The organism is Pseudoxanthomonas sp. P4_B2, from assembly GCF_056402315.1.
This window is the reverse complement of sequence record NZ_JBFUHQ010000009.1, coordinates 18,634-38,987: the sequence shown is the minus strand read 5'-3', so window position 1 is coordinate 38,987 and position 20,354 is coordinate 18,634. Positions and strand designations below refer to the sequence as shown.

The window sequence follows — 20,354 nt, the reverse complement described above, 5'->3', positions numbered from 1 at the left end:
CTACACGGATTGCGGCCAGTTGCGGACATCCAGCAGGTCGGAGGGAAACTGCAGCGTCGCGTCCGCGCCCCACTGCGCAGGATCCTCGTGATCCTGGCGATATCCCCACAGGGCGGCGATCGAAGGCATGCCCGCAGCACGGGCCGCCTGGATATCGCGTTCGTCGTCGCCCACGTAGACGCAGTCGCCGGCGGCGAAGCCCATGCGCTCGGCGGCCACCAGCAACGGCAGCGGATGCGGTTTCTTCTCCGCCAGGGTATCGCCGCCGATCAATACCGCGCAGCGGGTTTCCCAGCCGAGCTGCGGCAGGATTTCGCGGGCGAGGTATTCGGGCTTGTTGGTGACGATGCCCCACGCAGCGCCATCGGCTTCCAGCGCCGCGAGCATCGCGTCGATATCCGCGAACAACACGCTGTGCCTGCCCAGTTGCTGCAGATAGATTTCCAGAAATAGCGGCACCATCGCTTCGCGCTCGGCAGTCGCCAGATGCGGAAAAGCCGCGGCCAGCATTGCCCGCGAACCCTTGGACACATGCGGACGGATCTGCGCCAGCGCCATCGGCGCCAGTCCTTGCGCATCGCGCAACTGGTTGGCGGTCGCCAGCATGTCCGGCGCGCTGTCCAGCAATGTGCCGTCCAGGTCGAACAATACGGCGCGAGGGAACGAAAAGCCGGTCGCCTGCCTCCCCAATTCCCTATTCCCCATTTCCGATTCCCGGCTTTATCGCGCAGGCCAGATAGTTCACATCGGTGCGACCGATGATGCGCGCCGCGTTGCGCCAGGGTTCATAGGCCAGGCCGCTGACGTCCTCCAACTGAAGGCCCGCCGCGCGCAACCAGGCGGCCAACTCGGCAGGCTTGATGAAATCCTGGTAGTGGTGCGTGCCCTTGGGCAGCAGCCGGGCCACGTATTCGGCGCCGACGATGGCCAGCGCGAAGGCGACCGGCGTGCGGTTGAGCGTGGAAAGGAACAATCGTCCGCCCGGCTTCAGCAAGCTTGCGCAAGCGGCGACGATGGCGGATGGGTCAGGAACGTGCTCCAGCATTTCCATGCAGGTGATCGCATCGAAGCAGCCCGGCTGCTCGGCAGCCAGCGACTCCACCGACTGCAGGCGGTAATCGACGCTGATCTGCGATTCCAACTTATGCAGCTTGGCGACCTTGATCAGTTCCGGCGCCAGGTCGGTCGCGGTGACCCGCGCACCTTCCCTGGCCAGGGCTTCGCTGAGCAGGCCGGCACCGCAGCCGACGTCCAGTACCGTCGCGTCGCGCAGGGCGATGCGTTGCTTCACATAGTCCAGCCGTACTGGGTTCAGCGCGTGCAACGCCTTTTGCGGGCCTTGCGGATCCCACCAGCGATTGGCCAGCGCGCCGAATTTGTCCAGCTCGGCCTGGTCGAAGTTGTCGTTGGTGCCGGCGGTGGAGCGAGTCATCTGAAACTTCCTTCCAGGTTAGGGTCAACGCACGATCTTGGCGATGCGCGCCTGCCACTGCCGGGCGTTGGCCAGTATTCCGGCCAGATCCATATCGACAAGTTCGCGCTTGGCCAGCCTGGGCTTTCCAGCGATCCAGACATCGCTGACCTGGTGGCGCCCGGTCGCGTAAATGAGTTGCGAGACCACATGATGCAGCGGCTGGGTCTCGAGCGCGGAAAGATCGACGCAAACCAAGTCGGCCTGTTTGCCAGGCTCGATCGAACCGACCAAGTGGTCGAAACCCATCGCCTTGGCTCCGCCCAGCGTGGCCGCGCGCAACGCACTGAAGGCATCGAAACCGGCGGCATCGTCGGCCACGGCCTTGGCCAGGATCGCCGCGGTGCGGGTTTCGCCGAACATATCCAGATCGTTGTTGCTGGCCGCGCCGTCGGTGCCGATGGCCAGGTTCACGCCCGCGCGCTGCAAGGCGCAGGCGGGGCAGAAACCCGAGGCGAGCTTGAGGTTGGATTCGGGGCAATGCACCACCGACACGCCGCGTTCGGCGCAGAGATGGATTTCGGCTTCCGTCAGCTGGGTCATGTGCACTGCGATCAGGCGGTCGTTGATCAGCCCCAGCCGGTCCAGGCGAGCGATGGGGCGTTGGCCGTGTTTCTGCTGCGACTGTTCGACTTCCTGCGCAGTCTCGTGCAGGTGCAGGTGCACGGGCAGATCCAACTGGTCGGCCAGCATACGAATGTGTTCGAAGTTGGCATCGGACACGGTATAGGGTGCGTGCGGCGCGAATGCGGTGGCGATGAGCGCGTCGTCGCGCCACTGGTCGTGGACTTCGCCGGCACGGTCGAAGTATTCGTCGTCCGATTTGGCCCAGGCAGTCGGGAAATCGATCACCGGCAGGCCCACGCGCGCGCGGAACCCGTAGCGCTTGTAGGTGGCAGCCTGCACATCCGGAAAGAAATAGTTCTCGTTGCAGCAGGTGGTGCCGCCGCGCAGCATCTCGGCGATGGCTAGGGTCACGCCGTCGGCGACGAACTCGGGTCCGATCACCGCCGCTTCGATCGGCCAGATGTGCTGTTGCAACCAGACTTTCAACGGCAGGTCGTCGGCGACGCCGCGCAGCAAGGTCATGGGGTTGTGGGCGTGGGCGTTGACCAGTCCGGGAATCAGCGCGGCTTCCGGTCTCGACACGACCTCGGTCGCGTCGAAACGCGTGCGCGCTTCGACGGTGGGCAGGATCGCTACGATTCGCCCGTCCGAAACGGCCACGGCGTGGTCTTCCAGCACCACGCCGTGCGGTTCCACCGGCACTACGAAGCCGGCTTCGATAAGGAGGTCGCAGGTTTCGCGGGCGGCCTCTGTCATTTGCTTATTTCACTCGCGATTCGTACTCGCCGGTACGTGTGTTGACCTTGATGATCTCGTCCTGGCCGACGAACAGCGGCACGCGCACGACCGCGCCGGTTTCCAGCGTGGCCGGCTTGCCGCCGCCGCCGGAGGTATCGCCGCGCACGCCGGGGTCGGTCTCGACGATCTTCAGCTCGACGAAATTAGGCGGAGTCACCTGGATCGGCACGCCGTTCCACAGGGTCACCACGCACTGCTCTTCGCCCTTCAGGTATTTGGCCGCGTCGCCCACGCCGATTTTGTCGGCCTGGACCTGCTCGAAGGTTTCCGGCTGCATGAAATGCCAGTACTCGCCATCGGCGTAGAGGAATTGCATGTCGGTGTCGACCACGTCGGCCGCTTCCACGTCGTCGGTCGCCTTCATGGTCATTTCCACCACACGACCCGACTTGATGAAGCGGTACTTGATGCGGGTGAAGGCCTGGCCCTTGCCCGGCTTGACGTATTCGGTCTCGGTGATGACGCAGGGCTCGTTGTTGACCAGAATCTTCTGACCGGTCTTGACGTCGTTCATGCCATAGCTGGCCATGGGGAAACTCCTGAGGTGTGGCAAGCCCGCCGCGTACAGCGGCCGGCCGGATAGAATGGGAAGCCCGCCGGGACCGGCAGGCGCTTGCTTTCAGACCGCCATGATACCTGCAGCCACCGTTTCCTTACACGCCAGCCCTGCCCAGCCGACCCCATTGCAGCCCGCCCACTGGCAACAGTTGTGGCGCGAAGCCGTGCGCGACCCGCGGGAATTGCTCTCAATGCTGGGGCTTGAGGCGCTCGCCGACCGCATCTCCGACGAGGCCGCCGCGCAGTTTCCGCTGCGGGTGCCGCGCGGATTCGTGGCCCGCATGCGCAAGGGCGATGCCCGCGACCCGCTGTTGCGCCAGGTTTTGCCGCTGGACGACGAAATGCGCGTAGTTGCGGGCTTCGCATCGCTCGATGCCGTGGGCGATGTCGCCGCGCGCGCAGGCACCGGGCTGCTGCAGAAGTACCGCGGCCGGGCCTTGCTGGTGGCCACGGGCAGCTGCGCGGTGAACTGTCGCTATTGTTTCCGCCGCCATTTCCCCTATGCGGAACAAACCGCCGCGCGCGCAGGCTGGCGCGAGGCGGTGGAATCGATCGGCGCCGACGCCAGCATCGAGGAAGTGATCCTGTCCGGCGGCGATCCTTTGTCGCTGGCCACCTCCAAGCTGGCCGAACTCACCGAAGCGCTAAGGGCCATTCCGCACCTCAAGCGCCTGCGCATCCACACCCGTCTTCCTGTCGTCCTGCCGGAGCGCGTAGACGCCGGCCTGCTCGAATGGCTGGCCCGTCTGCCCTGGCCGGTAGCGGTCGTGCTGCATGCCAACCATGCCAATGAGTTCGACGCCCAGGTCGATGCCGCACTGGCCGGCTTGCGCGGTACCGGCGCACCGCTACTCAACCAGGCCGTACTGCTGCGCGGAGTCAACGACAGTGTCGAAGCCCTGGCCGAATTGGGCGAGCGTAGTTTCGCGGCTGGTGTGCTGCCTTATTACCTGCACCAGTTGGATCGGGTGGCCGGCGTCGCCCATTTCGAGGTTCCGGATCAAGAAGCCAGAAGTCTGCATGCCGCCCTCGCCGCCCGCGTCTCCGGCTATCTGGTACCCAGGCTGGTGCGTGAGGTAGCCGGGGATACGGGAAAGCGTCCGCTCTGACCCTAGGGCCTGTTAGCGCCCAAGGCGCGACTGATCGCCCACTTCGGCGATATCCAAGATGGACGCCCCCGCACTCATCGTGTATTAAACCCGCTCCCCCGGCGGATACGCTGCATGCAGATCGGCAAAGACACCACGATTCGATTGATGATCGTCGACGACAGCGGCGAAGACGCCGAAGCGGTCGTCAGCGCATTCCGCAATGGCGGCATCGCCATCCGTCCCCACCGCCCGCTCGATGTGGCCGAACTGGCCGCGACCCTGGCTTCCCAGCCCATCGACATGGTCCTGGCCGCCAAGTCCTCGCGTGCGATCTCGCTCGAAACCGTGTTGGCGCAGGTGGCCGCCAGCGGCAAGGACATCCCGGTGATCGTGCTGGCGGATGCCATCGACGAAGCCGGACTTATCGGCGATTTGGCCTTGGGTGCCCGCGCCATCGCCCTGCGCGGCCGCAACGAACACCTGCTCAAGGTGCTGCAGTCGGAATGGGCGGACCTGGAAGCACGCCGCGCCCTGCGTCTGCTGGAAGCCCAGCTGCGCGAGACCGAGCGCCGCTGCGACGCCCTGATCGCTTCCTCGCGCGACCCCATCGCCTACATCCATGAAGGCATGCACATCCGCGCCAACGAGGCCTACCTGGAGATGTTCGGCTTCGAGTCGTTCGAAGACGTGGAAGGCCTGTCGCTGCTGGATTTGGTCGCGCCGCAGTACGTGGCCGACTTCAAACTACTGTTGAAGAAGCTCAGCAAGGGCGAGGCGCCGGCGCGTTTCGAGCTGGAAGCGAGAACACTGGAAGGGCAAAGTTTCCCCGCGTCGCTCGAATTCGCCACCGCCAGCTACGAGGGCGAGTCCTGCGTGCAAGTGGTGTTCCGCCGCCGCGAATTCGAACAGGATCCGGAGCTGGCGCGCGAGGTCGAAGGTCTGCGTCAGCGCGACATGGTCACCGGCCTGCTGAACCGTTCGACTTTCCTGCATGCGCTGGAAAACGTGGTCAGCGAGGCCGCGCGTGGCGAAGGCCAGCATGCCCTGCTGTTGGTCGAGCCGGACCACTATCAGCGCCTGCTGCAGGATTTTGGACTGGATTCGGCCGACGCATTGATCGCCGCACTGGCCGCGCGCCTCAGCGAAACGCTGCCTGCCAATACCACCGCTGCCCGTTTTGGCGAACGCAGTTTCGCCGTGCTGCTCAAGGGCGACCACGCGCAGACCGACGATCTCAGCGAGCGCGTGCGCGCCGCCTTCGCCTCGCACGTGATCAGCGTCGGCGGGCGTTCGGCCGTCATCACCGCCAGCATCGGCGGCGTGCAGATCGGCGAGAAGATCGCCACCGTCGGCCAGGTGCTCAACCGCGCCAACGAAAGCCTGCAAAGCGCGAGCGCGCTGGGCGGCAACCGCAGCGAGATCTTCGACCCCGGCGCAGTCGATCGTGCCGAGGAAGAGCGCGTGCAGAGCTGGGTCACACTGATGCGGGAAGCCCTGGAAAACGACGGCTTCGCCCTGCACTTCCAACCGGTGGTCAGCCTACAAGGCGAGCCGGGCGAGTTCTATGAGGCTTTCCTGCGCTTGGAGAACGAAGGCGAACTGGTGCAACCGCACGCCTTCCTTGGCATCGCCGAAGACGAAGGCATGCTGGATGCGTTGGACCGCTGGGTAGCCAAGCGCTCCATCCAGATACTGGGCGAACGCATGCGCGCCGGCCACGAGGCGCGGATGCTGGTCAAGGTCAGCCCGTTCTCTTTCGCCGACGATCGCCTGTTATCGCTGATCGAGCAGCAGCTTGCCGAACATGGCGTGCCCGGCGAACGGCTCTGGCTGCAAGTACAGGAAGCCAAGGTGTTTACCCACCTGCGGCAAGCGCAGGAGTTTCTGGCCGGCGCTTCGCGCCTGGGCTGCAAGGTGGGGCTGGAGAAGTTCGGTTCCGGACTGGACTCGTTCCAGCTGCTCGCGCATTTCAAACCGACCTTCCTCAAGATCGACCGCGGCTTCACCGAAGACCAGACCAAGATGGCCGAGCACCAGCCCAAGATCCGTGAAATCGCCGAACGCGCCCGCGCCGAAGGCATGCATACCATCGCCGAATACGTGCAGGACGCGGCCACCATGAGCTTCCTGTTCGGTGCGGGAGTGGACTACGTGGAAGGGTTCTTCCTGGCCGCGCCTTCGGGCTTGATGAACTACGACTTCTCCTGATTCTCGCGCCGTGAGCCAAGAAAACGGGTATCTGGATTCAAGTGTGGGAAAGAAAAAGTGAAATCGAAGTCGAACTCCTCTCCCGCTTGCGGGAGAGGGTGCCGAAGGCGGGTGAGGGAAAACCGGAGTCGATTCCTATCAGTATCCAGATCGTGTCGAGTGTGGAATTGGCCTTTCCACACTCGATGCACCGACGCCAAGCCAAACATTTGCGGCTCCGTTTACCCTCATCCGGCCTGTCGGCCACCTTCTCCCGCTAGCGGGAGAAGGGTGCGATTGCACATTGGATTCCGGATACCCAGAAAAAAGCCCGCCTTGCAGCGGGCTTTTTTCTTACCGAAGCAGCCGCCTGGATCAGCTGACTACGCTGGCCTGGTTGCGCAGAGCGGCGATCCGCTCCTGCATCGGCGGATGGCTCAGGAACAGTTTCTTTAGGCCCTGGCCGATACCGCCGGCGATACCGAAAGCCTCCACCTGCGCCGGCAACGTGCTCGGCCGATGACTGGCATCCAGCCGCTCCAGCGCCGCGATCATCTTCTGGCGACCGGCCAGCGAAGCGCCGCCGGCGTCCGCGCGGAATTCGCGACGGCGCGAGAACCACATCGCGATCATAGTGGCGAACAGACCCAGCACCAGTTCCAACGCCATGACGATGAGGTAGTAAGCGAGGCCCGGACCGCGGCTCTCGCGATTGCCGGACAGATAGCTGTCGATGATGCCGCCGACCACGCGCGCCAGCACGATCACGAAAGTGTTCAGCACGCCCTGCAGCAAGGCCATGGTGACCATGTCGCCATTGGCGACATGGCTGACTTCATGGCCCAGCACGGCTTCGGCTTCGTCGCGGCTCATGCTGCGCAACAATCCCGTCGACACCGCCACCAATGCCTTGTTGCGATTGGCGCCGGTCGCGAACGCGTTGATCTCCGGCGCGTCGTACACCGCCACTTCCGGCACGCCGATGCCGGCAGCCTGCGCCTGGCGCTGTACCGTGGCCAATAGCCACTGCTCGCCCTCGTTGCGCGGCTGCGCGATGACCTGCGCCCCAGTAGCACGCTTGGCCATGGTCTTGGACAGCAGCAGCGACATGATCGATCCGCCGAAGCCGAAGATCGCCGCCATCACCAGCAATCCACTCATCTGATTAGGATTGACGCCCAGCAGCGACATGACCACGCCCGCCAGCAGCATCACCGCCAGGTTGGTGGCAAGGAACAGCGCAATACGGTTGAACACGACGGACTCCGGGAGATTCGTATGGCAAGCGCGGACCAAGATGGCCGCTCGAATTCCGATCTGCGGTTGACGGCAGTTGAATTCAAGCGCGTTACTGACCGACGATTCAGCTTTCCGAAATAACTTTCCATGCCCTACACCTCCTCCTACCGCGGACGCTTCGCGCCCTCGCCGACCGGTCCGCTGCATTTCGGATCGCTGGTGGCTGCGTTGGGCAGCTGGTTGCTGGCGCGCCAGGCCGGCGGGGAATGGTGGGTACGGATGGAAGACCTGGACCCACCGCGCGAAGTCGCCGGCGCCGCCATGCAACAACTCGCCGCTCTCGACGCCTTCGGCCTGCGCTCCGATAGCGCAGTGGAATGGCAAAGCCGGCGTTCGTATCTCTACCAGACCGCGCTGGATCGATTGCTGGCCGAGGGAAAGGCCTTCGCCTGCCATTGCAGCCGTACCGATCTGGCGGCAAGCGATGGCATCCACCACCACTGCGTAGGCAAGGCGCAGCGTGCGAATCCGGCCATCCGCCTACGCGTGCAACCAGGCGCCACGGTTTCTTTCGAAGATGGTCTGCAAGGCGGCCTCGCCCAGGACGTATGGCGCGAGGTCGGCGATTTCGTTCTGAAGCGGGCCGACGGTTTATGGGCGTACCAGCTGGCGGTGGTGGTCGACGACGACGCGCAGGGCATGACCGATATCGTACGCGGGGCCGATCTGCTCGATTCCACCCCGCGCCAGATCCTGCTGCAACAGGCATTGGGACTGCCGACGCCGCGCTATCTGCACCTGCCGCTCATCGTCGATGCCGGCGGCCAGAAATTATCCAAGTCGTCCGAGGCTCCTGCCGTCGATGCGGGCGATCCGCTGCCGGCACTCCGCGCAGCCTGGCAAGCGCTGGGGCAGGCCTGCTCAGCGATCGAGACGAGCGTCGATGCGCCCTCCTTCCTGGCGTCGGCACGGGCGTCCTTTGCCCCGGAACGACTGCCGCGTGCGACATCTTTATCACTCGCTGCACTGCACAACGCGCCTGACGCCAACGCTGTCTAGAATCCTTGCAGACCGTCGCTTTCCGGCGGGAACAGGAACCCCCACATGACAGCACGCGTCGCATTGGTGACTGGCGGCACCGGCGGTATCGGCAGCGCCATCTGCAAGAAACTGGCCGACATGGGCCACAAGGTGGCCACCAACTACCGCAACGAGGAAAAGACCCAAATCTGGCTGCAACAGATGCGCGACCAGGGCTACGACATCACCGCCGTCAAGGGCGATGTGTCTTCCCCGGAGGAAGCCGAAGGGCTGGTGCGCGAGGTCGAATCCAAGCTCGGCCCGGTCGATATCCTGGTCAACAACGCCGGCATCACCCGCGACACCACCTTCCACCGCATGACCTCGCAGCACTGGAACGAGGTCATCAACACCAACCTCAATTCCGTATTCAACATGACCCGTCCGGTGATCGAGGGCATGCGCGAACGCAAGTGGGGCCGCGTAATCCAAATCAGTTCGATCAACGGCCAGAAAGGCCAATACGGCCAAGCCAACTACGCAGCAGCCAAGGCCGGCATGCATGGCTTCACCATTTCCCTGGCGCAGGAAAACGCCAAGTTCGGCATTACCGTCAACACGGTATCGCCCGGCTACATCGGCACCGACATGGTGATGGCGGTGCCCGAGGAAGTGCGCAACAAGATCGTCGCGCAAATTCCCACTGGCCGCCTGGGCAGCCCGGAGGAGATCGCCTACGCGGTGTCCTTCTTCATCCCCGATGAAGCCAGCTGGATCACCGGCGCCAACCTGTCCGCCAATGGCGGGCAGTACATGGGTTGGTAGGCACACGTTTTCGGGAGGGCTACGCAAGCCCCCTCCTGTCTCAGCCCTACCATCTTGAGACCCCGTCATCCCAGCGAAAGCTGGGATCCATTTTGCCCTTGCTTCAAAACCGCCGATTATCCTCAGCCCAAAATCAAGATGGATCCCAGCTTTCGCTGGGATGACGATGTCGGCGGATTCGGCTACCCGGCCTTGCCTCTCGGGCCTACATCGATCTAAAAATGCTGCGCAGCATTTTCCTCCTCCCTGAACAGGCCAGCCCCGTCCTCCGGCAGTTGCAAGCACTGCTGCGCTGCGTCATGCTGCACCTCAATCGATTTAGAGTGATTGCTCAATGGCTGCGATCCGCATCATCAAGAAGTATCCGAACCGCCGTCTGTACGACACCGAGATTTCCAGCTACATCACTATCGAGGACGTCCGCCAGCTGATCGTCGACGGCGAGGATTTCGAAGTCCGCGACGCCAAGACCGGCGACGACCTTACCCGCACCGTGCTGCTGCAGATCATCACCGAGCAAGAACAGGACGGCGAGCCGATCCTGTCCACGCAGCTGCTCAGCCACATTATCCGTTTCTACGGCGACTCTATGCAGGGCTTCATGGGCAACTACCTGGAGCGCAGCATGACGTTGTTCATGGAGCAGCAGCAGCAATTCCGCCAGCAGATGGGCGGCATGCTGGGACAGACACCCTGGACCATGATGAACCAGCTGACCGAACGCAACATGGAGCTGTGGCAGGAATTCCAGCGCAACCTGAGCGGCGGCCTGGGCCGGCCGACGGTAAAGCCGGAAACGCCGCAGCGCGAAGCGCCGAAATCGCGTACGCGCTGAAGCAGCAAATCGCACACGCAAAGCCCGCACATCGCTGTGCGGGCTTTTTTAATGTCGAAGAAATAGAAGTAAGGGAATAGAAGCATGAGCAAGCGTGTAGCGGTGGTCACCGGCGGCATCGGTGGCTTGGGAACGGAAATCTGTAAGACCCTGGCGCAAGCCGGGCGTACCGTCATTGCCGTCGATCTGGACTCCCGGGAAGAGCGAATCGCTTCTTTCAGGCAGGAAGTGGAAGGCCATGACATCCACTTCGCCACGGCCGACGTCGCCGACTACCAAAGCTGCGGCGCGCTGGTGCGCGATATCGAAAGCCTCCACGGCTCGCTGGATATCCTGGTCAACAACGCCGGCATCACCCGCGACTCGACCTTGCGCAAGATGGACCGCGGACAGTGGGATGCGGTGTTGGACGTGAATCTGGGCAGCGCATTCAATCTTTGCGGACATGCTGTGGCTGGCATGCAGTCGCGTGGTTTCGGACGGGTGGTCAACATCAGCTCGGTCAGTGGTCAGACCGGCAATTTTGGCCAGACCAACTACGCGGCCGCGAAAGCCGGACTGCACGGCTTCACCATGTCGCTGGCGCGCGAAGTCGCCACCAAAGGCATTACCGTCAACAGCGTTTCGCCGGGCTACATAGAAACCGCAATGACCGGCGCGATGCCGACCGAAGTATTGGCCAAGATCACCGCAGCCATTCCCGCCGGACGCATGGGCAAGCCAAACGATATCGCGCGCACGGTCGCATTCCTCACCGACGACGCAGCCGGCTACATCACCGGCGCGAACGTGCCGGTGAATGGCGGATTGTTCATGAGCTTCTAGGAGTCGGGACTACGTCCCGACGACCGTGCACGCTCGGGGTTGTACTGCGTCGGCTACGTAAGCTCGACTGTCAAGACAGCTTGACCGGATAGTTTGTGGCCTGCGACGTAAAGATGGAAAGCATAAGAAAGTCACATTACCAAGCCGATGTTGACGGCTTTCTAATTCCTGTATAAAGCTAAATTGCTGGCATTCTTCAGGCGAACTTAATGAAGCTACTTGCACCAGTATCAGCTGCGATTATTCTGATCACGATAGTCTTAATTCTCCTGGGAAGGCACTCGAACTTCTCTGCTTCAAGCCTGTTTGGAACGCCTCGCGTGGTGCGTGAAGTACCGCCACCTGCAGCAACTTCTAGACAACCAATTGCTTATGAGATGCCACCTTCAGATGAGAAAGTGATGAATGTAGTGCGCGCCCTAAAGCAACGCGCGCTAGCTGGAGATAAGACTGCCTCATGCCGTCTTGCCACTGATCTTGGAAGGTGCATACAGAGCAAAAGAGCAACGAAGGTATCTGCGTCCATGATCGGCGCAATAGCGCCACTTGGCGACAACGCTCCTGACGCGCATATCGATGCGATAGCAAACATGCTCAATGAAGAGACAAGCATTGAAAAAATGTGTGCCGGAGTGCCAGAAAAAGAGTTGGACGCGGGCTACGAATATCAGAAGATGCTGGCTTCCGGCGCTGATTTTCGGTTCAAGCGTTGGCTTATATTTAATCCGTTGTTAGACAGAGAAAATTTCGTAGAGGACATTTCGAATTGGAGCGACTACAGGAATCTGGCTAACGCTATTGTCAACGACATGCTCGAGCGCCAAGATTTGGAAAATATGCCGGCCCTCTTATATGTATATGCACCCGACGAACTGTCGCTATGGACGCCTCCTTATAGAAGGGACGACATAACTACCTTCTTGGCGTTGTATTCAATCGCTAAATCTAATGGCGTTGTTATGCCTAACGATTTTGTTCGCGTTGCTCAGATGACGATGGATGCGGCCTCGCCCGAGGTATTACGCGCGGTAAGGGAATCGATAAAACGCAAGCATACGCACTGGTCAGGAGTGCCCTCAAGCACTGAGGCAGAGGGCGCGCTAGTTGATGCTCGATCATCTGATCGCGTAGCTGGGACATGCGTTGTGGCGTCAAACAACCTCGCAAAACCAATTAATTGAAGGAATTGAGAGAGATGCGAATTTCATTGGCCTTGGCCTTGTTTCTTTTGACCTTGGTCACGGCATGTAGCCAATCCAATTCCTTACCGCCAACCGAACCTGAGCCGACAGGCACAATATTACGAGGACGCTATGTGCAGGAATTTGAGAGAGAAGAATTTGTTGATTGCAACTCTCCAATTCATACCTTCTGGATCAAAAACCCAGAGGCGGCAAGAGAGGAAATCACCAAGAAGGCCATCAAGCCCGGCACATTGATGCTAGCTAAGGTGAACGTGTCGGCCGAAGGAAAATATGGTCATTTATCTGCATATCGGCATGAAGTAGTGATTCAATCTTTAAGTGCGGACAGTTCAAGCGATGCATGTGCGACAGACAGCTTTTTACCACCAACGGAAGGATAGTGAAATGAGAGGAAAATGCTTTGCGGCAGCAATCACGCTTGGCTTAGTAGCCATGTCCGGCGCGGCAATAGCCGCAACTGGAGACATCTCGGTAATGGTCATTCGTGTATGTAGTGGTTCAACATGCAATGTGACGACAACCTACATGGTCGAGAATGCGGATGGAACTTTTACGATCACCCAGAAGACACGTCAAGAGCCGAACCCCAATTTCAAGGAAAGATAATCATGATCGCGATTCGTTCAATTGTTCTCGGATTGTTCTTGGCGTTGAGCCTTGCCCCCTCATTGGCATATGCAACACCGGCAGTCGGCGACACCGTTACAACTGCCGCTACAACTTGCAGTGCACTACTTGGATATTGCGACCAGACGGTAACTGTCTTTCGATGGGATGGAACGAAATGGACTTGGTTCTCTCAGAGCACAACGCGTTATCCGTATCCAAGGATAACTACGAAAATACCGTAAGTGAAAATCTGACTGAAATTTGGTGACGGTCCTTGCCCTACTTCGCACCGACCATAAGACGGCGTCGGGCACCGGTTACAACCGGTGCCCGCTAAGTTCGGTCTGACCCTTCACAAGAAACACAATGCGAGCCACGCAACGAATACATACTCAAGCTTCTTCGCGCGCGTGCTTGGCCGTCATTAGGATATAGAACCTACGTTCGCCCTTGCAGGGAGCGGCGAGACCTACAGATTGGGATTCTGTTTTCGCAGATAATTCGCCAATCCACCCAGCTGCAACCCCTGCACCTGGTCGACCACCGGTACGAACTTGCTCAAGTCGTCCGGCGTATAACTGCCGGCGCGACACTACAGGGTGATGCGCGTGCCGCCCTTTTCTTTCACGAAACGCCATTCCAGCGCGCCATTGAGGCCCATACCCTGCAACGGGCCCAAACCGCCGGTCATGCGCATCAGCTTGCCCGGATCGACGAAGGTCACGATCATATGCCCGGCCTGTTGCGCGTCATTTATTTCGCAGAAGCAGCAACGTCAGGATCATGAGCGGGCCGCGCATCACTTGCCGCCGGTCGCACCCGCTGCCGCGCCTTGGCAGTACTTCGCGTAGAACTGCTTGGCCTGCGGCATCAGCGATTGCAGATGCTGGATGCGGTTGGCGGGGTCGGGATGGGTGGAGGCAAATTCCGGCGGACGTGCGCCCCCGCCCAGCTCCGACATGCGCTCCCACAATGGAATCGCTTCTTCCGGATTGAAGCAGGCCGCTGCCGCCAGCATCAGACCTACTTCATCGGCTTGGCTCTCATGTTTGCGACCGTAAGGCAGCACTATGCTGTACTGCGTAGCCGCGCCAATGGCCGACATCATGGATTGATCCATGCCGGAGACACCCGCCGCCACTTGCCCCATCTGCACCAGCTTTTGCTGCGCCATGCGTTGCGCGCCGTGCCGTTGCAAGGCATGGGCGATTTCGTGCCCCATCACCACCGCCATGGCGTCGGCATTCTTGGCCACGGGTATGAGCCCGGTGTAGACCGCGATCTTTCCGCCCGGCAGGCAGAACGCATTCGCTTCGTCGGACTGGATGACGTTGACGTCCCACTGGTAGCTGCTCAGGTCGGGCGTCGGCTGCTGGTGCAGAGTGGCCAGGTCCGCGGCTACCTGTGGCACGCGCGCCACCAGGCGCTGCGCGATCTGGCGGATCTGCTGGCTGGTCTGGTTGTCGGCCGGCAACAGCGCGCGCTGCGCCTGCGCTTCTCCGAGCACCTGTTGATACGCCTGGGTGCCAAGTTCGGATTCTTCCTGCGGCGTGGCGCCGTAATGCGCGTCTTCGCCCGTATAAGGATCGACCTCCTTACTGCTGAACCAGCTGAAAGCCGCATAACCCGCGAACGCGATCAGGATCCACCAGCGCACATTGCCGAACAGTCCGCGTCGCCGCGGCGCGCCTTGCTGCTGCTCGTAGCGGCCTTGGCCGAATGGGTCGTTCCTCATTTCCCTCTCCTGTTCAGATGCCACGCACCACGCGGAAACCCACCCGCGCACTAGTCATATCCGAATCCGACGCCGAACGCCATGCCGCACGCGCCTGGGTCGGTGAGCTGGCCCAGGACCCGCCGCGCACCACGCGCGAACGGCAACCGGGATTGAACCACGATGCGCCATCCGCCGGCGCGCGGCGGTAACTGGCGTGCCAGCAATCGCTGACCCATTCACTGACGTTGCTGCCCAGGTCGTACAGGCCGAAAGCGTTCGGCAGATAACTGCCGCCCGGTGCAGGCCCCCAATAGCCGTCCCCGTAGGAAACGAAAGCATTGTTCCAGTGCCGCCCACTGGGCGAAACATCATTGCCGCCAGTCAGGTTGCCGAAGCGCGCGGTCGGCAGTCCGCCGCTGCCCCAGGGGTAGCGACCCTGGGTACCCGCGCGCGCGGCGTATTCGAACTCCGCCTCGCTGGGCAGGCGATAACTCCTACCCGTCTGCGCGGTTAGCCATTGCGCATAGGCCTCGGCGTCGCGCACGCTGACATGAAGCACCGGCAGGCTGTCGGCCGCCCTTGCTCCGGCATAGTCCGATTGCCAGTCCACCCCGCTGCGGCGCGCGAAATTGCCGCTGCGCTCGTCGTAGACGACCGAATGCCCACGCCGGCTGGCGCGGGGCCGATAACGCGTTGCCTGCACGAAACGCCGGAACTCGCCCACCGTAACGGCCTGGCGCGACATGGCGAAACCGCGGTCGAAACGCACGTAGTGCGCGGGCTTCTCCGATTCCACCGAACCGAGTTCCGTTTCGCTTGCGCCCATGCGGAAACCGCCGTGCGGCACCACCACCATTTCCGGGGCGCGCCCTCCGGCCGCCATGGCATCGGTGAACGCTTGTCCGGGCCTGAACAAACCGTAGTGCGTGGCCAGGTCGATACGCGTCCGGAAATCGGCGGCCACCGCATCGCCCGGCTCGGCGATGCGCAACACTTCAGCCAGCAATACCCTTGCCGTGCGCAGGCCGCGAATGCTGGCTAGATCGCCGATGCCGCGTTCGCGCAAAGCCGCGATGCGCGCATCGCGAATGGCGCCGACACGCCGCCGTGCGTCTTCTACGGTGGGGGCCGAGCTTGTCGGGGTCGATCCAGTGGGGGCCGATCTCGTGGGGGAAGATCCGCGCACCTCCGCCGCCAGCTCCAGCCAGCGCGAGGCCGCATCGAAGTCGCTGCTCGCCGCCGCGTCCTCGGCCCGCCGGATCATCGCGCTTTCGCTCGCCGCAAGTCCCTGCAATGCGCGTGCCTGCCCCGGTTGCAACCGTAGTACCTCACGGAAAGGAGTCAGTACCGCCTCGCCCGCTTTACCGATCTGCCCACTGCGCAGCAAGCGCTCTCCTTCGGCATTCAACCGCCAAAGCTGGTCAGCGTTATCCACCTGCGCCAGATAGGCCGCGACCGTGGGTTCGTCCGGGGCTAGGGCCCGCGCCACCGCTCCTATTTCACCGGCTCGGCTCAGGGCATCGGCATCGTCGCCGGCATCGCGCAGCGCGGCATCGCCTTGTTTCAGCAATGCGCGCAGCGACTTCTTCAGGCCCTCGGCGACCTGGCGATCGTCAGGCGCCAACGTTTTCAACGCCAGGTACAAAGGAATCGCATCTCCGGCTTCGGCATACAGCCGGTTCTGCGCCAGCGCGCTTGCGGCCTCGCGCTTGGCCGCCGGAATGTCTTGCGCGGTCAGTTCACGTCGAGGCGGTTGCCAGTTCCACGCCCCCGCACCCGTCTCGTCGCCGCTTACGGTAATGCTGGGCAGGCGCGGATCGACGGCCTCGGCGACATGAGCTGGCGGCTGTACCGGGGCTTCGGGCGTGCGCGTGCACGCGGCCAGCGCACATAAGGCCAGCGCAGCCGCTGACAGCGCACTTCTTGACACGAGGCGCAGCGCCAACAGCATCGGGTACCGGGTTGCGTGCATCTTCCTCCACAATATCGGCCCCGAACGGTACGCCGGAAGTTAGGCTATTGTCGCCCGAGCCGGCAACCGATGCATTCACGTGGAGATTTCGTGCCCCTCTGGATAGATGAACCCGCCACCTTGCGTGTGCACCTGCAGTCCCCGCCCGCCTGGGTGGGACTGGACACCGAATTCGTTCGCGAGCGCACCTATTGGCCGCAGCTGGCCCTGGTGCAGATGGCCATCGGCGACGAAATACTGTTGATCGACCCCCTGGCGCCCGGCATCGCCGAGGCGCTGCGGCCGCTGCTGGCCGATCCGGGTGTGCTGAAGGTAATGCATAGCGCCAGCGAGGATCTGGTCGCCCTGTCGCACGATTGCGGCGTACTGCCCGCGCCGCTGTTCGATACCCAGATCGCCGCCGCGCTGTGCGGCCTGGGTGGCGGCATGGGTTACCAGAAACTGGTGCAGGAAATCACTGGTGTGGCTCTGGTCAAAGGGGAAACCCGTTCCGACTGGCTGCGCCGTCCACTCAGCGATTCGCAGTTGGAATACGCCGCCGACGATGTGCTGCACCTGGGAGCGATCTATCGCGAGCTGGACTCTCGCCTGCGCGCTTTGGGCCGGCGCGAATGGTTGGATCAGGACGGCGCGCGCATGCTGGCCAACGCCACCGAGGAAGGCGAGCGCTGGCCGCACCTGTCCATGCGCAGCGCGCAATTCCTGGAGGCCGACGCCCAGTTGCGCTTGCTGCGCTTGCTGCGTTGGCGCGACGCGCAGGCCCGGGTCAGCGACAAGCCGCGCAGCTGGATCCTGGACAACGAATTGGCCACCGGCCTTGCGCGCACACCGCCTGCAGACCGCGCCCAGCTGCAGGCGCAGCTCGAATCCCACCCCAAGGCGCCACGCAAACTGGGCGATGCGATCTGGCAGGCGCTCAGCACCCCGCTGGCCGACGAGCTGCAGGCTCCGCGGGCACGCAACGCCAACAGCGACGACAAGAATGCCCTGAAGCGCCTGCAGGATGCGGTTTCGGCGCGCAGCGCGGAGCTCGGCCTGCCCGATGGCATCCTGGCGTCGCGCCGCTATTTGGAAGCCCTGCAGGAAACCGGAAACTGGCCAGCCGCGCTATCCGGCTGGCGTCGCGCCGAACTGGAACCTCTCCTTTCGCCTTTGCTCGGTCCGCCGCGTGAAGTCACGGGCTAGTCCAGCCGCCTAGGGTCAGCTGGGAGAGCGCTACGCTTGCATCGTAGATGCTTGACGGCCCAGATCGACGGCAACAGCACCGACTCTCTGAACCGATTCATTATTTCAGGTAGTCGGGCAGCGACGCGTCACCGTCCGTGTCTCCGCTTATCTGAAAATGGCGACGCTGCGACCAGGTATCCCGAACGAGCAGGTAGTCATCGCTGGCCTCATCCCGCAGCGAGTCGAAGGCCATCAAACGTGTTCGCATGTCCACCAGGTTCAATGCCGTCAATCCAATGCGGATCTTGTCCGCCTCCACATACGACACCGGCTGCAAGGGCGAATCCCCTGCGACGCCAAACGCATCCCGCACTGTGCTGGGACCAAAGAAGGGCAGTTCGAGATACCGAGAGCGTCTCCAGCCCCATGTCGCCAAGGTCTGACCGAAATCTTCCTCGCGCTCGGGAATTTTCATGCGGCTGGCCGGATCAAAGAACCCGACCACACCGACCGTGCTATTGACGAGAAAACGCCCCATCGCCTGGGCCGAATGCTTGACCTTGCCTTGGAGCAGAGCATTCACCGCAGTGGCCGGCTGGCCCAAGTTATCAAAAAAATTGCTGACCCTCGAGCGCACGGGCTCGGGCACAACGTTCACGTAGACCTTGGCCACGGGGCGCGCCACCGACCTGTCCACCGCGTTATTGAAGCGATGCATTCGGCGATTGAAGCGCTGCCAGGGATCATAGACGGCTGCAGCCCCTACTAATGGCGCCACAGGGTCTTCCACAGCTTCGCGATCCACAGGCCCCAGGAGCACAGCTGTCGTCCCGGTCTCGGCAGTTTGCCCAGAGTCAACCTCGCGGGAGGGATCGACCGGTTCCGGGTAGGCTTCGATCTGCCTAGGCGGCTCACCCAGCGCCTGCTCCGGCCCGGCCACCAAAAGCGCAGCGCTATCGATATAAACCTTAGCTACGGGCGGTTGTTTATCGGGAACCGACGCACAGCCCACCAAGCTTGCCGCTAGGGTCAAGCACAGACCAAACTTCCAGGCGAGCAGCTTCATTAGCCGACTACGCTCAGACTTTTCCACACTGAGTGGATAACCAAGCCCAGTGAGATCAGCAAGAAGCACAACGCCACGCGCCGCAGCCAGAGATTGTGGCCGGGTCCGCTTCGGTCGGAACCAGAGGAGGGCAAATCGGGGAGGTTTTGAAATACAAGCAGGTTGCGGCTTTTTCTTAGCTCGTTTTGACCGCTAAGTTTGTAAGCGTGCATTGCAATTCCTCAAAAGCGGCGGAGAAGCGCTTTGTTCTTGTTTCTGTTCAAATCGACATCAGGCAAATCGCAACTTAGAAGCCTCGTGAGAAGCCTACAAAGACCGAGAATGAGCCGTCGGTGTCGGCCTCGATCAACGGGCTATCGGTGATCTCATCAGGCAGCAAGTCGTATTTGGCGAAGCCCATCAGCGACCACTTCTCGCCCAATGGCCGGAAGTAGGCGACCCCGACACTGGGTATGACGACCGAGCCAGGTTTGTAATCCACGACGCCGCGGGCCACTTCCGTATCGAGCGTGCCGTAGTAGTAATTGGCTGCGTCTTCGGACAACCACTTCGCGCCCACATTCGGGCTCAGCTGGCCTTTGCCGACTTCAAAACCGTAGCTGTATTGCAGCGAGACCTCCTGACCACCGCTCGTGTCCGTCACATCGGCTACGATCTCGGTTTCCAGCTCGCCGAAGTCGCCCTTCCACTTGGCACTCAGTCCAAGATCTAGGCCACTGTCGCGGTCTTCTAAGAGCCGATAGTCGATACCGTTGGCAGCCAGCTCACTGCGACCCAGATCTTTCACTTTGAAACCGTCGAGCTTGCCCTTCGCCACCGCAGCCAGTTCGAACGAATCGTTCGCAACAAATTGCCATCCGAACGACATCCCGCGGAAGAATAAATGCTCGCCTTGGAAGCCGATCAGTGGGATTGGAATAAAGCGCGTCCCTTCGCCAGCGTATGGACTGTCATTGATTACGGCGGCAACGCCCAACGTCCAGCGGGGCGGCCCTTGATGCGGACCTTCCTCCTCAGGAATGCCTTCCTGCGGATCAGCCACCTGGGCCAGGGCGGTAAAGGGCATAGCCAACAACAATACAGCCACAAGTGTTTTTTTCATGGGACGCCAGACCTCTTCGGTGGGGGATCTTTCTTGGCGAGCTTCCCCATGCCTTGGCACGGTTCGCTGCGACCAACCCACTCAGAATGACGAGGCGATG

At 61.9% G+C, this 20,354-nt stretch carries 19 protein-coding genes; 9 read left to right on the top strand and 10 right to left on the bottom strand.

The annotated features are described in order from the left end of the window. Genes AC1DTQ_RS17690 through efp form a run of 4 tightly spaced genes read right to left on the bottom strand, consistent with a single transcriptional unit; the run spans position 1 to position 3,365 of the window. Positions 1–705 (bottom strand): phosphoglycolate phosphatase, encoded by a 705-nt coding sequence (locus tag AC1DTQ_RS17690; protein ID WP_477851291.1) that lies wholly within the window; start codon positions 703–705, stop codon positions 1–3. Then, the gene (gene ubiG / locus AC1DTQ_RS17685) at positions 695–1,432 is read right to left on the bottom strand and encodes a bifunctional 2-polyprenyl-6-hydroxyphenol methylase/3-demethylubiquinol 3-O-methyltransferase UbiG (RefSeq protein ID WP_477851290.1); all 738 of its coding nucleotides are present in this window, start codon (positions 1,430–1,432) and stop codon (positions 695–697) included. The genes AC1DTQ_RS17690 and ubiG overlap by 11 nt, the downstream gene beginning before the upstream one ends. 24 nt (positions 1,433–1,456) lie before the next feature. Beyond that, complete coding sequence (locus tag AC1DTQ_RS17680) at positions 1,457–2,794, bottom strand: TRZ/ATZ family hydrolase (protein ID WP_477851289.1); 1,338 nt, start codon at positions 2,792–2,794, stop codon at positions 1,457–1,459. A 4-nt stretch (positions 2,795–2,798) separates the two neighbouring features. Beyond that, the gene (efp, locus tag AC1DTQ_RS17675) at positions 2,799–3,365 is read right to left on the bottom strand and encodes an elongation factor P (RefSeq protein ID WP_477851287.1); all 567 of its coding nucleotides are present in this window, start codon (positions 3,363–3,365) and stop codon (positions 2,799–2,801) included. A 100-nt stretch (positions 3,366–3,465) separates the two neighbouring features. Here efp and epmB point away from each other — a divergent pair, with 100 nt between their 5' ends. Next, complete coding sequence (gene epmB / locus AC1DTQ_RS17670) at positions 3,466–4,503, top strand: EF-P beta-lysylation protein EpmB (RefSeq protein ID WP_477851286.1); 1,038 nt, start codon at positions 3,466–3,468, stop codon at positions 4,501–4,503. Between the two features lie 114 nt (positions 4,504–4,617). Further along, positions 4,618–6,693: an EAL domain-containing protein gene (locus tag AC1DTQ_RS17665; RefSeq protein WP_477851284.1), complete on the top strand. Its 2,076-nt coding sequence runs from the start codon at positions 4,618–4,620 to the stop codon at positions 6,691–6,693. A gap of 354 nt (positions 6,694–7,047) precedes the next feature. On the opposite strand, the gene htpX is transcribed toward AC1DTQ_RS17665, so the two are convergent. Then, the gene (htpX, locus tag AC1DTQ_RS17660) at positions 7,048–7,929 is read right to left on the bottom strand and encodes a protease HtpX (RefSeq protein WP_477851282.1); all 882 of its coding nucleotides are present in this window, start codon (positions 7,927–7,929) and stop codon (positions 7,048–7,050) included. A gap of 129 nt (positions 7,930–8,058) precedes the next feature. Here htpX and gluQRS point away from each other — a divergent pair, with 129 nt between their 5' ends. The 6 genes from gluQRS to AC1DTQ_RS17630 all read left to right on the top strand — a co-directional run bounded on the left by gluQRS (position 8,059) and on the right by AC1DTQ_RS17630 (position 13,001). Continuing rightward, positions 8,059–8,970 (top strand): tRNA glutamyl-Q(34) synthetase GluQRS, encoded by a 912-nt coding sequence (gene gluQRS, locus AC1DTQ_RS17655; RefSeq protein ID WP_477851280.1) that lies wholly within the window; start codon positions 8,059–8,061, stop codon positions 8,968–8,970. A gap of 45 nt (positions 8,971–9,015) precedes the next feature. Continuing rightward, positions 9,016–9,756: an acetoacetyl-CoA reductase gene (gene phbB, locus AC1DTQ_RS17650; protein ID WP_477851278.1), complete on the top strand. Its 741-nt coding sequence runs from the start codon at positions 9,016–9,018 to the stop codon at positions 9,754–9,756. Positions 9,757–10,090: 334 nt separating this feature from the next. After that, positions 10,091–10,591: a polyhydroxyalkanoate synthesis repressor PhaR gene (gene phaR, locus AC1DTQ_RS17645; protein WP_477851276.1), complete on the top strand. Its 501-nt coding sequence runs from the start codon at positions 10,091–10,093 to the stop codon at positions 10,589–10,591. Positions 10,592–10,675: 84 nt separating this feature from the next. Beyond that, complete coding sequence (gene phbB, locus AC1DTQ_RS17640; RefSeq protein ID WP_477851275.1) at positions 10,676–11,416, top strand: acetoacetyl-CoA reductase; 741 nt, start codon at positions 10,676–10,678, stop codon at positions 11,414–11,416. Between the two features lie 209 nt (positions 11,417–11,625). After that, positions 11,626–12,597 (top strand): hypothetical protein, encoded by a 972-nt coding sequence (locus tag AC1DTQ_RS17635; protein ID WP_477851273.1) that lies wholly within the window; start codon positions 11,626–11,628, stop codon positions 12,595–12,597. A gap of 14 nt (positions 12,598–12,611) precedes the next feature. Then, positions 12,612–13,001 (top strand): hypothetical protein, encoded by a 390-nt coding sequence (locus tag AC1DTQ_RS17630; protein ID WP_477851271.1) that lies wholly within the window; start codon positions 12,612–12,614, stop codon positions 12,999–13,001. A gap of 821 nt (positions 13,002–13,822) precedes the next feature. Here the strand turns inward: AC1DTQ_RS17630 and AC1DTQ_RS17625 are convergent. From AC1DTQ_RS17625 to AC1DTQ_RS17615, 3 genes are all read right to left on the bottom strand, one after another. Then, entirely contained in the window at positions 13,823–13,960 is a 138-nt protein-coding gene (locus tag AC1DTQ_RS17625) for a hypothetical protein (protein ID WP_477851270.1), read from the bottom strand. A 69-nt stretch (positions 13,961–14,029) separates the two neighbouring features. After that, on the bottom strand, positions 14,030–14,965 hold the full coding sequence (locus AC1DTQ_RS17620; RefSeq protein WP_477851268.1) for a M48 family metallopeptidase: 936 nt from the start codon (positions 14,963–14,965) through the stop codon (positions 14,030–14,032). 13 nt (positions 14,966–14,978) lie between these two features. After that, positions 14,979–16,898 (bottom strand): formylglycine-generating enzyme family protein, encoded by a 1,920-nt coding sequence (locus AC1DTQ_RS17615; RefSeq protein WP_477851462.1) that lies wholly within the window; start codon positions 16,896–16,898, stop codon positions 14,979–14,981. A 111-nt stretch (positions 16,899–17,009) separates the two neighbouring features. Between AC1DTQ_RS17615 and rnd the strand changes: the two genes are divergently transcribed. Then, on the top strand, positions 17,010–18,104 hold the full coding sequence (gene rnd, locus AC1DTQ_RS17610) for a ribonuclease D (RefSeq protein ID WP_477851266.1): 1,095 nt from the start codon (positions 17,010–17,012) through the stop codon (positions 18,102–18,104). A gap of 100 nt (positions 18,105–18,204) precedes the next feature. Here the strand turns inward: rnd and AC1DTQ_RS17605 are convergent, their stop codons facing one another. Then, positions 18,205–19,152 carry an MlaA family lipoprotein gene (locus AC1DTQ_RS17605; RefSeq protein ID WP_477851265.1) on the bottom strand — a complete coding sequence of 316 codons (948 nt, stop codon included), beginning with the start codon at positions 19,150–19,152 and terminating at the stop codon, positions 18,205–18,207. A 286-nt stretch (positions 19,153–19,438) separates the two neighbouring features. Then, on the bottom strand, positions 19,439–20,254 hold the full coding sequence (locus tag AC1DTQ_RS17600; protein WP_477851263.1) for a MipA/OmpV family protein: 816 nt from the start codon (positions 20,252–20,254) through the stop codon (positions 19,439–19,441). Positions 20,255–20,354: the final 100 nt, after the last annotated feature.

Coding starts and splice junctions, on each gene's coding strand:
- AC1DTQ_RS17690 (WP_477851291.1), bottom strand. CDS start 705: ATGGGGAATAGGGAATTGGGGAGGCAGGCGACCGGCTTTTCGTTCCCT.
- ubiG (WP_477851290.1), bottom strand. CDS start 1,432: ATGACTCGCTCCACCGCCGGCACCAACGACAACTTCGACCAGGCCGAG.
- AC1DTQ_RS17680 (WP_477851289.1), bottom strand. CDS start 2,794: ATGACAGAGGCCGCCCGCGAAACCTGCGACCTCCTTATCGAAGCCGGC.
- efp (WP_477851287.1), bottom strand. CDS start 3,365: ATGGCCAGCTATGGCATGAACGACGTCAAGACCGGTCAGAAGATTCTG.
- epmB (WP_477851286.1), top strand. CDS start 3,466: ATGATACCTGCAGCCACCGTTTCCTTACACGCCAGCCCTGCCCAGCCG.
- AC1DTQ_RS17665 (WP_477851284.1), top strand. CDS start 4,618: ATGCAGATCGGCAAAGACACCACGATTCGATTGATGATCGTCGACGAC.
- gluQRS (WP_477851280.1), top strand. CDS start 8,059: ATGCCCTACACCTCCTCCTACCGCGGACGCTTCGCGCCCTCGCCGACC.
- phbB (WP_477851278.1), top strand. CDS start 9,016: ATGACAGCACGCGTCGCATTGGTGACTGGCGGCACCGGCGGTATCGGC.
- phaR (WP_477851276.1), top strand. CDS start 10,091: ATGGCTGCGATCCGCATCATCAAGAAGTATCCGAACCGCCGTCTGTAC.
- phbB (WP_477851275.1), top strand. CDS start 10,676: ATGAGCAAGCGTGTAGCGGTGGTCACCGGCGGCATCGGTGGCTTGGGA.
- AC1DTQ_RS17635 (WP_477851273.1), top strand. CDS start 11,626: ATGAAGCTACTTGCACCAGTATCAGCTGCGATTATTCTGATCACGATA.
- AC1DTQ_RS17630 (WP_477851271.1), top strand. CDS start 12,612: ATGCGAATTTCATTGGCCTTGGCCTTGTTTCTTTTGACCTTGGTCACG.
- AC1DTQ_RS17625 (WP_477851270.1), bottom strand. CDS start 13,960: ATGATCGTGACCTTCGTCGATCCGGGCAAGCTGATGCGCATGACCGGC.
- AC1DTQ_RS17620 (WP_477851268.1), bottom strand. CDS start 14,965: ATGAGGAACGACCCATTCGGCCAAGGCCGCTACGAGCAGCAGCAAGGC.
- AC1DTQ_RS17615 (WP_477851462.1), bottom strand. CDS start 16,898: ATGCTGTTGGCGCTGCGCCTCGTGTCAAGAAGTGCGCTGTCAGCGGCT.
- AC1DTQ_RS17605 (WP_477851265.1), bottom strand. CDS start 19,152: ATGAAGCTGCTCGCCTGGAAGTTTGGTCTGTGCTTGACCCTAGCGGCA.
- AC1DTQ_RS17600 (WP_477851263.1), bottom strand. CDS start 20,254: ATGAAAAAAACACTTGTGGCTGTATTGTTGTTGGCTATGCCCTTTACC.